The sequence below is a fragment of the Mammaliicoccus sp. D-M19 genome (assembly GCF_022386695.1).
Lineage (GTDB): Bacteria > Bacillota > Bacilli > Staphylococcales > Staphylococcaceae > Mammaliicoccus > Mammaliicoccus sciuri.
This window is the reverse complement of the sequence record NZ_JAJNHW010000001.1, coordinates 825264-838007: the sequence shown is the minus strand read 5'-3', so window position 1 is coordinate 838007 and position 12744 is coordinate 825264. Positions and strand designations below refer to the sequence as shown.

The window sequence follows — 12744 nt, the reverse complement described above, 5'->3', positions numbered from 1 at the left end:
AGTTGAATAAATTGAACAAACATAATATAAAAATAGATAACATATATTGGGAACGCATTCAACTCTATATTGAAGGACATACTCTTGGTTTAGATATTGATGATGGAGAGTTTTTTTTAAAGGATGTTTATACTAATAAAATTTTTAAACCTAATGAATTTAAATTTTTAGAAAAAGGGGTTTTTAGATTAAGATTCAATATAGCGATTAGTGATGATGGAAGTTATTTACCAAGTGGTCATTTTAACATAATTTTTAAAAATGATATTGAATATACTGCTAATTTATCTGAAAAATTATTAGATCCCGTATCCTATGATATGAATGATGAGAGCAGAGGAAAATATGAATTAATAATAAATGAGAATGATAAAATTAATTTTTTGTTAAACAATTTTACTCATGTATTCACTAAAATAAATCAGACAAAAGAAATAGTATATAGAGTAGTTCCAATAATTTCCGGTAGATCAAATAAATTAATTTTGAAAGTTGAATTTTCGAATCCCAACAAAATATTAAAAATGATCAATGAAAAAATTAAATCTTTAAAAAACCCATATAAAAACATTTCTTATGAAATGAGAAGAGTTATTTTTAATAGTATATTTATTATGTCCAAAACTATAAATAAAAAAAATAGTGATACAGTATTATTTACTTCTGATTCAAGAGGAAATAGAACTGGAAATATCAAATATATTTATGAGGAAATGATGAAACAAGGACTTGACAAAAAATATAATTTACATGAAATGTATAAGTCTAATGTGTCACTTAGAAGAAGCAAGATAGATAAATTTTTATTTCCATATCTATTAGGAAAAGCTGATTATATATTTTTAGATGATTATCACCCGCTTTTATATCATTTGAATTTTAGAAAAAATCAAGAAATAATACAACTTTGGCATGCAGTAGGTTCATTTAAAACAGTTGGTTATAGTAGAACAGGTATGCAAGATGGTCCGTTTTTTAATTCAGTTAATCATAGGAATTACACCAAAGTATATGTTTGTTCGGAGAAAGATGTGCCTAATTATGCTGAAGCATTTGGTATTTTAGAATCGAAAATATATCCTTTAGGGATACCAAGAACGGACATGTTTTTTGATGATCATTATAAGAAAATAGCTATTCAAAAAGTACAAAAAAGTTATCCTGTATTAAAAAATAAAAACATTATTTTATATGCACCTACGTTTCGTGGAAGCGGTCATTATACAGCCTATTATCCTTATGAGATGCTTGACTTTGAAAAATTGGCGAAATATTGTTCTGAAACAAATTCTATTATATTAATTAAAATGCATCCATTTGTAAGAAAAGGAATTGTTATACCTGAAATTTATAAGGAGTATTTTATAGATATTTCAAAGTATAGAGAGATTAACGATTTCCTATTAGTAGCAGATATCTTAATTAGCGACTATTCTTCACTAATATATGAATTTGCGATTTTAAAAAAGCCAATGTTATTCTACGCATTTGACTTAGAAGAATATTCATTAAATAGGGGTTTTTATGAGCCATATAATGAATTTGTACCAGGTAAAGTTGTTAATACGTTTGAAGAGTTAATAGACTCATTATATAGAAATGATTTTGAACAAGAAAAATTAACTAGGTTTTTGAAAAAAAGTTTTAACTATCTAGATGGTAAATCAAGCGAACGCATTGTAAAACATATTTTTAAAACATAAATAAAAAGAAGTTTATGTTATTCGAATACATTCTTTATGTCAATTTAAAAACTTCAATAAAAATGGCTCGCCACTAAATTGGACTGTTGAATAGAATTTAAGAGATTAAGCAACTTTGTGTTGCTTGATCTCTTTTTTAGATTCAGCCTTATAAGTATAAAACATAAAATAATTCTATACTACAAATTACTATAATTTTTGTAACATAATTAAGCACAAAGATATAATGGAGAAGATAACTATTAATCATTTAATATTACTAAAGAAAAACTAGTGCAATTTGTAAGTTTTATAATAATATTTAATCTTGAAAAAGAATTGCTGAATTAAAATTATATATATGTATTTAATAAATGCATGGTATAATCGAAATATGTAATTAAATCATTTAAAAATTGTGTTAAATTTGTATGGGGTTACATAGAAATATCGATAACTTTCACAAATAGAGGTAAATAAAAGAAGATTTTAGATATATAAATATTGAGGGAAGATGGTTAATAATGAGTAAATTTATAAAAGTTATGAGTATGTCATTAGTATCAATATCAATTTTGATTTATATTCAAAATATAATGCAAGATTACATAGAAATTAGAGATGGAGAATTAAAAGAAGCAGAATTAGAATAGAAAGTAATTAGTTAAAATAGCTATAAATAGTAACTCATTATCAAATGAATGTATTAAATAATCTGATACTTATGTAGAACTATTAAAATATAGACAATAAGCAACCTTTATTGAAAGGTTGCATTCTTAGGTTATTAGAAATTTTAAAATTGTAAAAATTAAACATAAAGAAGAATAGTTCAAAATTATTCTGAGGATAGTGGTTCCTTGAATTAAAATGTTTAGTTTTAAATGTAAATCCAATTTATAACTAGTTAGAGTAGATAAGGAGATATAGAATGAATGAATTAACAGTCATTATCACATATTACAATAAAGAAGAATATATTCAGGATTGTATAAGAAGTCTTAAAAATCAAAGAAATCAAGATTTTGATGTGATTATTGTTAATGATGGCTCAGAAGATAATACTACTGAAATATTATTAAAAGAATTAGAAACTTATGATAAAGATGTTCGAATTATTAATTTTGATAAGAATCAAGGTCATGCAAAAGCAAGAAATAAAGCTATTGAGAATGTAAATACTGATTACTTTATGTTTTTAGATGCTGATGATCAACTTGCTTCTTATGCAATTGGGTATTACTTAAAGAATATTGGTGGACTTGATGCATTAATTGCACCTATTCATAAATTTACATTACGAAAACCACAATATATTAACCAAAATGTAGTAAAAGTAAAAAGATATGAATATGAAACAAATGCTAATTCATTCTTGAGAAAGAACTCAGCCTGCAACATTATTTTTAAAACAAGTATCGCAAAAAAATATAATGTCAAATTTAATGAAGAGTTAGAAATTTATACTGATAATTCATTTATTATTGATTATGCATCACATGTAGATGAATTTATTAGAATATTTAATTTCCCATTTTATTATCGTGGTGAAGTTTATGATCCATTTAAAGGAAAAGTATTAACTGAACAAGAGTTTGATATTTTATTTGTGGATTATGCAAAAAGTTTCTTTGATTCATTGAAGAGAAATAAAAATAAAGTCCATAGAACATTTTTAATAGATCAAATGAAAACATATATTATGAAAGAGTTTAGTCCTATGCATAGAGATGTTCAATATCGATATCAAAAGCATGGAAAACTTTTAAGTAGAATAGCAAAAGAATTGAAAGCACCTAGTTTAAATGAAGGTAAGTATTTATTCCAAACAGAAATGTTCTTATTACGAATGAAAAAGCCAGAACTTGCTTTGAAAATTAATAAATTCAGAAAATATGCTAGACATTTTAAAAGTATCATTCTTAAAACAAAAAATAAAAACAAAGCTATCTATTCATTGTTTGATAATGAATCAAATGTTGACAATAATGTAGTTATCTTTGAAGCCTTTGGTGGTAAAAACTATAGTGATAGCCCTAAATATATCTATGAATATATGCTTGAAAATTATCCTGAGAATCAGTATGTGTGGATACTTAAAAATCCTAGTAAATCAGTAATACCAGGTGATCCTTTGAAGATAAAAAAAGGATCTTTGGAGTACTATAAAGCTTATTCTAAAGCTAGAGTTTGGGTTAATAATGCAAGACTGCCATTAGCTTTAAATAAGAAAGACAATCAAAAATATATTCAAACTTGGCACGGAACACCATTGAAAAAATTAGCAAATGATATGAAAGTTGTAAGAATGCCAAATACAACGACACCACAATATAAAAGAAATTTTCATATGGAAACTTCGAGATGGGATTATTTAGTTTCACCTAACCATTATTCTACTGAAATATTTGAATCTGCCTTTTGGATGGATGAAGAAAGAGTTTTAGAAATAGGATATCCAAGAAATGATTTACTTGTTACACATGCAAATGATGAAGAATTTATTTCTAAAATAAGAGAAAATGTGAATATACCAGAAGGTAAAAAAGTCTTAATGTATGCACCAACTTGGAGAGATGATGAATTTATTAAGAAAGGTCAGTACTTATTTGAGTTGAAAATTAACTTAGAAAATCTTTATGAAAGTATTGGCGAAGAATATGTTATCTTGCTAAGAATGCATTATTTAATATCGAATGCTATAGATTTATCTGGATATGAAAACTTTGCAATTGATGTTTCTGATTATGATGATATTTCAGAGTTGTATCTTATTACTGATGCTTTAATTACAGATTATTCTTCAGTAATGTTTGATTATGGTATTTTGAAAAGACCACAATTCTTCTTTGCATATGACATTGAAAAATATGATAAAAATTTAAGAGGATTTTATTTAGATTATGTTAATGATTTACCAGGACCGATTATTGAAGATCCGTTTGATTTAGCTGATAGTTTGAAAGATATAGATTTAATTAAAGAATCTTATCAAGATAAAATAGATGAATTTTATGAAAGGTTCTGTAGCTTAGAACAAGGGGAATCATCAAAGTATATTGGTGAGTTAATTAATAAAGAACTCAATAATAATACTCAAATTAAATAAAAATGTTGCAGCTATATTCCTTCCAAAGCCCATCTTTAATTTGATGGGCTTTGTTTTTTGTATCTTGCTTCATCTTCCTCCCCATTATGTTAAGCTATAATAAACATTTCTTTTTTGGTACGTCGTTAGAGATATAATACATAATACTAAATAGAGGGTTGGGATATTTATGGCTTATTTGTTTGATAAGGGAAGGTTTGTTACGAAGGCTCGTGATAAACCTAAAGAAATCTATGCGCTTCGTGAGTCTATTGATTTTATGAATCAAAAGCGTATTCAAATTGATACGGGTAGTGATTCGAATTTTATTCAGTTAGCTAGACAGGATCGTAAGCTTCATGAAAAGTATAAAGAAATTTTGGCTAATGATTATATTTTATATTTTCATCAAAATACGATTTCTAAGTTCTATAAGCGTTCTTATGTTCAAGAATTGTTCCAGAGAAAAGATTTAATCAGACATAAGGATATATTCTATACGCTAGATGAGCCTGCTAATAAGAAGTTAAATGATGAGGTACCTAAGAAATTGCTTGTTATTTTTACTTGTATGCCAGATGCTAAGCGATATGATAGTTCGTTGATTCCAAACAGGATGTTTCCTAAGTTCTTTGATGGGATTGAAAGAAGTCTTGTTAAGAATGTTTATACTTTAAGAATAATGGATTTAAATGTATCACATCGTTCGCATTATATTAGTACGATGAATTATCCTGAATATGAGGAGGAAATTCAGAGTACAATTTTAAAGGTGATGGATGAACTTAATATTGATAAAGAGCATGTTGTACTTTACGGTGGTTCTAAAGGCGGTACGGGTGCGATTTATCATGGTATGGCGCTGGATATGAATACTTTAGCAGTAGATCCAATTGTTAATATTGGTGGTGCGTTAGAGCAGAAAGATAGAAGGTTTTTAAAGGATTTGAGAAATGATGATTTAGTGCCTCCAATTAATCAGCATTTATATGACGGTAATGAATATACGAAATACGTGATATGTAGTGAGAATGTCGAATTGTATTATAAACAGACAGATCGTATTGATGCATATAAGATTTACAAAATCAACTTAGCAGATAAGCATATTATGTCACATCCTGAAGTTTCAAGAAATAGCGTGCCGGAACAATTAACCATCTTAAATAATTTCTTTGCAACACATATTTAAAGGTTAGCTCACACGAGCTAACCTTTTTTTGATGTTATCTCATTCCTCAACGCCTAATTCTTTCTTTGCCATTTTCTCATATGCCGCTTCTCTTGAGACAATTGCAAATTCAGCGATAAACATTGGGAATACTGCATTTAATTCAATAATATGTTCTTTCATATGTGGCCATGTCTTACCGCCTGCTTTATCATAAGCTTCTATTAGATCATCTAGTCCTTCATCGCCAAATACACGGTGATGTCCCATGAAATCATTGGAGGGGTCTGCGTGACTGGCTTCTGTCCAATCTATAAGACCTGTCACATTTGCTTCTTTATCCACCATAATATGTCCTGGGTGCAAGTCTCCGTGTATCATCGTGACATGATTCGGCCAGAGCTCATCTCTATCTAACCATTTTTGCCATCTATTCCATAAATCAGGGGAGACTCCGAACGTTTCTTTCACTTTATGCATACGCTCTTGATAATCTTGTTTAATTTGTTGAATCGTTGTCGTCTTAATTTCACTTGAAACGAGTTCTTCGTCTGTTATTCGATGCAAATCAACAAGTACTTCTGCCAGTGTATCAATAAAGTTCTGAGGCACGGGTTTATGTTCTATTTCCCATACGTATTGTTGTAATTCAGGATTAATTGTAGCTGCAGGTACGCCTGTTAGTTTAGGATACGCAATTAAAGTTTCTTTATGAATTTGCCAATTAGGTACTTCAAATGATACATGTTGTTGTATGAAGTCTACGGTTTCTTTTTCTGAATCTGTTCGCTCATACACTTCTGGTCTTCTAGGTATACGTAATACCCATTCAACACCATGTCTATCTTCAGCAAATGCTACTTGAAAATCAAGTCCTGATTCGTTTATTGTAATGGATTCAGGTTGAATATCTAAACCACATTCTGCGGCAATCGTGACAATGTTTTCATGTTGTGTCATATTGAGCGCTCCTTAAAGGTTATTTTTATATTTCTTCGTTTCTTATCCGATTTCTCCGTATTTCATCTTATAAGATACATAACCTGATTTATAAAAGTATTTTTGTTTTTCAGCTTCTTTGTAATCCACAAGTCCTAATGCAAGAATCACATTAAAAGCAAAGTCTACTGCACTGGATCCGTTTGCTGTGACGAGGTTCTTATCAATAACACTATCTTCATTCATAAAGTCTAATGCGTTTGTATAGGCTTTGTAGTTCTCTTCTGTCGTCCATTGGTTTAAATCATTTCCTGTATGTTTATATCCCGTAAGTAAACTATTTCGTGCAAAAAAGTCAACGGCCGCACATATTGCGCCTACAACAATATTGTTGCCTAATGACGTCTTAATGAGTTGTACGAGTTGTTCATTTTCAATTTGTGACCAATTGTTACCGCCAATGATAATTAAAGCATCGTAAGGCTCTTTAATGTCATCTATTGTATAGTCAACAATTGTCTTCAATTGGCCGATAGATGTCACAGTTGATTCACCTAATGATACTGTATCGATTTCAAATCCGTGCGACATAGCGAGTTCTGCAGCAACGTAACTGACTTCCCAATCTGCATATGCTTCTGTAAGAACGATTAGCGCTTTTTTCATAAAAATAACACCCCTTGTTAAATTTATTTATAGATTATTTTTATCATGATACAAAGACATCTTATATGCAAATGATAACTAACGGTATTTATGGTATGATGTAATAAATGATAACGTTTCTCAATTGTAAAAGGGAATATAACGGGAGTGAAAAGTTATGCAAGTTGTACAAAAATTTTTATGGAATGATCGATTCGTAACGGTGGCAATGCCAGTTGGTTATGATGAAGAAAATCCTAAACCATTTAAGACAGTAATCGTTCAAGATGGGGATTATATATTTAATAAACTGATTGAAGACAAGCCAAGAAATATTATGTATGTTGGTATTGAACCGGTTGATAGAAATAGGGAGTATACACCATGGGAAGAGAAAGTTGATCAAGCACATTATGCGGGAAATGCTAATCAATATTTAGATATGTTGGAATTTGAATTAATACCATTTCTTAAAGAACATTATCATATCTTTGATGAAGCGGAATATTTAGCAATCGGTGGTGGATCATTCGGCGCGTTAGTGTCATTATATGCTTTATTAACACGTCCACACTTATTTGGTAGCTATATCTTAATGTCTGCTTCTATGTGGTATCCGAACTTTTTAGATTTCATTAAAAATAGTAAATCAATAGAGTATCCACGTCATATTTATTGGTATGTAGGTGAGCAAGAAGGGGTAGAATATCCTAATATTTTAAAATGGATGGTACCGAATACGTATGAAGCGGTTGAGTTGGTGAAAGAGAAGCTGGTTAATGATGCGTCAACTTTAACGTTTATAACAGATAAAGAAGGCATCCATAGACATGAATACTTTGAAAAATATTTCGACAAAGCGATTTATACGTTGTTTTAGATGTATATAACTATATGGGACTTAGACATGATGGGGTGTCTAAGTCTTTTTTGTTGTTTAAATAATTAAATTTAACGTACGTGAATTGCTGATATAATAGGGGTTAACATCGTTTAGGACGAATGAAATAAATGAAGAATGTTTGACAAATAACGTGAATGATATTATAGTTGATTACACAACTAATCAACAAATCATGTTATAGGATAAGGAGAATAAAAATGAAACCTACTTTAAATGAAGATACACCTATATTTTTGCAAATTGCAGATATGATTAAAGATGATTTAGTTGAAGGACTTTTGTCAGAAGGCGAACAAATACCTTCCACAACGGAACTTTCAAACTTTTACAATATTAATAGAGCGACGGCTCAAAAAGGTATTGCACTGTTGATGGATGAAGGCATTGTAGCTAAGAAGAGAGGGATTGGTGTATTTATAGCTGAAGATGCGCGCGACAAGCTCGTAAATACAAGAATGCAAGACTTCTCAAACTCTTATATCCAAAACATGGTTAAAGAAGCTAAGAGACTTAATATAAGTAAGGAAGAACTCATAAGAAGGGTGGAACAAGACTATGACAATCATTGATATTCAGAACATGTCGTTTAAGTATAAAGATGAATATGTACTTCAAGATTTAACACTTCAAGATGATGAACCAATGATTATTGGTTTATGGGGACGAAATGGTTCTGGTAAGACGACGTTAATGAAACTCATGTCAGGTCAAGAAAAACAAAATTCAGGTGACATAGCGATATTAAACTATAAACCTTATAACAATGCAGAAGCTTCAAAGCAAATTACGTATTTAAGAGAGAATCACTTCTTTGGAAAGTCATGGAATGTAAATGACGCGATGAAATTTGCAGCGATGTTCAATGACAATTGGGATCAAGAAGAAGCGGATTATTTAATAGATTTATTTGAACTACCACGAAAGAAGAAGATTCGAAACTTTTCTAAAGGTATGAAGTCAATGGTTCAAAGTGTAATTGGGCTTGCAAGTCATGCACCTGTGACAATGTTAGATGAACCGACAAACGGATTAGATGCTTATATGAGAAAGTTGTTTACACAAGCGTTGAGAGAATCGTTCGAAGCGGATCCGAGATATATTATGATAGCTTCTCATCATATTAAAGAAATTGAGAAGATATGTGAAAAGCTCATTGTTATATCTGATCATCGTGTGAAGTTACATGAACCGATTGAATACTTTCAATCTAGAGGTGCGATATTAGTTGGTAAATTAGAGGATATCCATCAAATTACTTCTAAGGATGCTATTATCGAGCAATCAACGATTATGAGTCAGCATAAAGTGATGGCGGATATCCCTTATGATGCAGCATTACAAGAACAGTGTAGAGCGTTGAATGTGAAAGTTGATAAAGCAAGTATTCAAGATTATTTAGTAAATATGACAATGACAAAGGAGGCTAATCATGGGTGATTTAAAAGGGTCTTTCTCGATTATCTTTAAAGAACTAAAAGTACAATTATATACGTTTAGTATCGTACTTGTCGTTTTAGCCGCGATATACTTTGTAATTGGATTTTATATTGAACCATCAGATTCATTTAATCCTTTATTATCTGGACCGGTATACGGTATATTAGGTTTCTTACCATTATTCATGTTTGGTGATCCACTTAAATCATCAATTGAACTTGGTGCGACAAGAAGACAGTATATCGTAAGTTTATGGCTAAGTTACATTATATTTATAGTTATGATGCTTATCATTCAAGAAGTGATTAGCTTTATATTAGAACGTGTAGCAAGTGTGACAAATAGCGACGTAACACTTATGAGAATATCGGATATACTGCCTAACGCTAGTGGATTGGATAGTATGTGGGTGGATTTCTTAGCTATATTGTTTATCGCAGGAATTTGTTTCTTACTCGGTGCGATTATTTATCGCATAGGTGTTATCCCAACAATGATCGGTGTACTATTTCTAGGTGTCATCGTATTTATCTGGTTTGTACTCGGTGATTTCACGCCATTCTTCAAATGGGTATATCAACATATTTATGAAATGTTTCATATATTAGGCGCAATTGGAATCATATCAGCATTATGTATATATCCAATTATGATTCAAGCAAGATTGAAGGCATAGGAGTAAAAGGCTAGGACAACTTGAATTGTCCTAGCCTTTTATAATGCGATGTGACAGGGCATGTGACAATATTGTTCGTTGTATTTCTTTGTATAAATGATAAATTATAACAAGGAATTAAGGGAGGCATTTGTTATGAATCCAACTGCATCGAATCATCGTATTTATGAATTAGATTATATTAGAGGATTTGCTTTATTAGGTATTATTTTTCTTAATGTTTCGAGCATTATACAAGTACCATTTGATTTTTCATTATTAGAAGTTCGTTATCAGAAGTTTTTAGATATATTTATTGAATCAAAGTTTATGTCGATTTTTTCATTTTTGTTTGGTGTTGGTTTTTATATTTTTATCAATCGTGCGAAAGAAAAAAGTGAGCAACCATATGTAATTTATTTGAGAAGAATTGTAATATTGGCACTGTTAGGTTTAGGACATATGCAACTCCAACCGGGAGAGGTATTGCTTGTTTACGCTATATTTGGTTTAGTATTGCTACCACTGTTTAAAGTGAATAAATGGGTGAATTTCGCAATCGGTATGATACTCTTATCTGTAGCGATTGGATTGGGCGGTAAAATATTAATGCCGCTTCCACTGTTCACTTTAGGTTTAACATTTGCCCAATTTGGTCTACATCAAAAAATGTACCAACATAGACAGTATTATGCCATTATTGCGCTATTGACGATGATCATTTCGGTAATCGGCATCTATTACTTAAATCAAATCTACGTTGGCGCTTCTTACCAAGCGATTAAATATACAGGTATTACTGAAGCACAATATTTGAAACAATATGCTTTAACGAATCAATTGATTTTAATTTTGAGTCCAATTATGACGATATGTTACTTTAGTGTACTCGTCACGTTGTTACAATATAAAGTCGTGCAACAATTATTGAAACCGTTAAGAACGTATGGGCAAATGGCACTTACGAATTATATCGGGCAGACGTTATTGATATTATTATTTAGCTATGGATTAGGATTATCAAATTGTCGTTTAATCCATACGGCGAATCTTTGTTTAATCATTCTTGTGATACAGTTAATATTCTCAAGTTTATGGCTAAGTTACTTTAAATATGGTCCGTTAGAATACTTGTGGAAAATCGGTACTTATTTCAAGATGTTTCCGATAAAATAATAGAGACTGGGACATAATGTAATGTCTCAGTCTCTTGTAGTATCTTGGCAGTAGATGACTGAATTGAAATGCGCTTGTACCAAGCTTTTTCAACTCTAGTCATCCTTGCCGGGGCGGGACTACGAAATCTTTTTTTATAAATTAGATTTCTGTCCCGCTCCCTTTTTTATATGATTTCAATCATAATTTTAGTGATATATTCATTCTCATTATTTTTAATAACTGAATCAAATACATATTCTTCATATACATATTCACCCATTGTTAAATTCAATTTACCGATTTTATTTAACATTTTGTTGTACGCTTCTTCAACATGTTCATCAATGCCTATATAATAACCGACTAAATATTTACCTTTTAACGTAACGGTATTTTTGTAGTGCTTTTTAGAATTTGGGATATTCACGTAAAGGTAACTATAATGATAATAATTACCACTTAAAATATCATTTTTATGCGTTACGACACCAATTGGCTGACTAGAAAAAATTTCGTGTGATTTCAGCTCATCAATAAACTGGTTAATCGAAATTAAGAAATCGAGTTCTGAAGCATTCGCGATGTTGTCACTGATATAGAAAGTCATTTCATCATATTCTTCAATTTCAATTTGATCAAAGGATGTTTCCATTGCGTCTCTGATGAGTTGAATCTTACTATCAATGATCATTTCATTGTATTCTAAATGTTTCTTCTGCTCTTGGATCGTTTTCTTCTGTTGTGTCATCAAATTTAAAAAGTGCTCAGGTGATTTATTTTGTGTGTATTCTTTAATTTCTTTTAATGGCATGCCGAGTTCTTTCAATAAAGTAATCACACTTATAAGTTCAATTTGTTTAATGGAGTAATATCGGTACCCAATTTCATTTTTATAATCTGGTTTAAAAAGATTGATTTTATCATAGTATATGAGTGTCTGACGGCTAACATTTGTTAAGCTTGCAAACTCACTTATAGGTATTTGATTAATTTTTTGCATAAATTAAGTTCCTCCTATTGACTGTATAGTTACTATACACTATAAATTGTATATATTAAAGATTG

12 protein-coding genes are annotated in these 12744 nt (G+C 30.2%); 9 read left to right on the top strand and 3 right to left on the bottom strand.

From position 1 onward, the window contains the following. Positions 1-11: 11 nt before the first annotated feature. From LQ675_RS04315 to LQ675_RS04305, 4 genes are all read left to right on the top strand, one after another. Entirely contained in the window at positions 12-1703 is a 1692-nt protein-coding gene (locus LQ675_RS04315) for a CDP-glycerol glycerophosphotransferase family protein (protein WP_239726586.1), read from the top strand. A 503-nt stretch (positions 1704-2206) separates the two neighbouring features. Continuing rightward, the gene (locus LQ675_RS14975; protein ID WP_275590018.1) at positions 2207-2335 is read left to right on the top strand and encodes a hypothetical protein; all 129 of its coding nucleotides are present in this window, start codon (positions 2207-2209) and stop codon (positions 2333-2335) included. 278 nt (positions 2336-2613) lie between these two features. Further along, entirely contained in the window at positions 2614-4791 is a 2178-nt protein-coding gene (locus LQ675_RS04310) for a bifunctional glycosyltransferase/CDP-glycerol:glycerophosphate glycerophosphotransferase (protein ID WP_239726587.1), read from the top strand. 169 nt (positions 4792-4960) lie between these two features. Further along, positions 4961-5962: an XcbB/CpsF family capsular polysaccharide biosynthesis protein gene (locus LQ675_RS04305; protein WP_239726588.1), complete on the top strand. Its 1002-nt coding sequence runs from the start codon at positions 4961-4963 to the stop codon at positions 5960-5962. A gap of 39 nt (positions 5963-6001) precedes the next feature. Here LQ675_RS04305 and LQ675_RS04300 read toward each other — a convergent pair whose 3' ends face one another. Together LQ675_RS04300 and LQ675_RS04295 are read right to left on the bottom strand one after the other, a co-directional pair. Continuing rightward, positions 6002-6901 carry a macrolide 2'-phosphotransferase gene (locus LQ675_RS04300; protein WP_239726589.1) on the bottom strand — a complete coding sequence of 300 codons (900 nt, stop codon included), beginning with the start codon at positions 6899-6901 and terminating at the stop codon, positions 6002-6004. Positions 6902-6943: 42 nt separating this feature from the next. Beyond that, complete coding sequence (locus tag LQ675_RS04295; RefSeq protein ID WP_239726590.1) at positions 6944-7546, bottom strand: DJ-1/PfpI family protein; 603 nt, start codon at positions 7544-7546, stop codon at positions 6944-6946. A gap of 157 nt (positions 7547-7703) precedes the next feature. Here LQ675_RS04295 and LQ675_RS04290 point away from each other — a divergent pair, with 157 nt between their 5' ends. From LQ675_RS04290 to LQ675_RS04270, 5 genes are all read left to right on the top strand, one after another. Beyond that, positions 7704-8405: an alpha/beta hydrolase gene (locus tag LQ675_RS04290; RefSeq protein WP_239726591.1), complete on the top strand. Its 702-nt coding sequence runs from the start codon at positions 7704-7706 to the stop codon at positions 8403-8405. Positions 8406-8626: 221 nt separating this feature from the next. After that, positions 8627-8998, top strand: coding sequence for a GntR family transcriptional regulator (locus LQ675_RS04285; protein WP_025905784.1), 372 nt, complete (start codon positions 8627-8629; stop codon positions 8996-8998). Further along, the gene (locus tag LQ675_RS04280) at positions 8985-9866 is read left to right on the top strand and encodes an ATP-binding cassette domain-containing protein (protein ID WP_048541702.1); all 882 of its coding nucleotides are present in this window, start codon (positions 8985-8987) and stop codon (positions 9864-9866) included. Before LQ675_RS04285 ends, LQ675_RS04280 begins: the two co-directional genes overlap by 14 nt. Next, a complete protein-coding gene (locus LQ675_RS04275; protein ID WP_048541704.1) occupies positions 9859-10542 on the top strand; it encodes a hypothetical protein in 684 nt (227 codons plus the stop codon). The genes LQ675_RS04280 and LQ675_RS04275 overlap by 8 nt, the downstream gene beginning before the upstream one ends. Positions 10543-10677: 135 nt before the next feature. Next, positions 10678-11697, top strand: coding sequence for a DUF418 domain-containing protein (locus LQ675_RS04270; RefSeq protein ID WP_048541705.1), 1020 nt, complete (start codon positions 10678-10680; stop codon positions 11695-11697). Between the two features lie 166 nt (positions 11698-11863). Here LQ675_RS04270 and LQ675_RS04265 read toward each other — a convergent pair whose 3' ends face one another. Next, entirely contained in the window at positions 11864-12679 is an 816-nt protein-coding gene (locus LQ675_RS04265) for a MerR family transcriptional regulator (RefSeq protein WP_107602334.1), read from the bottom strand. Between the last annotated feature and the right edge of the window lie 65 nt (positions 12680-12744).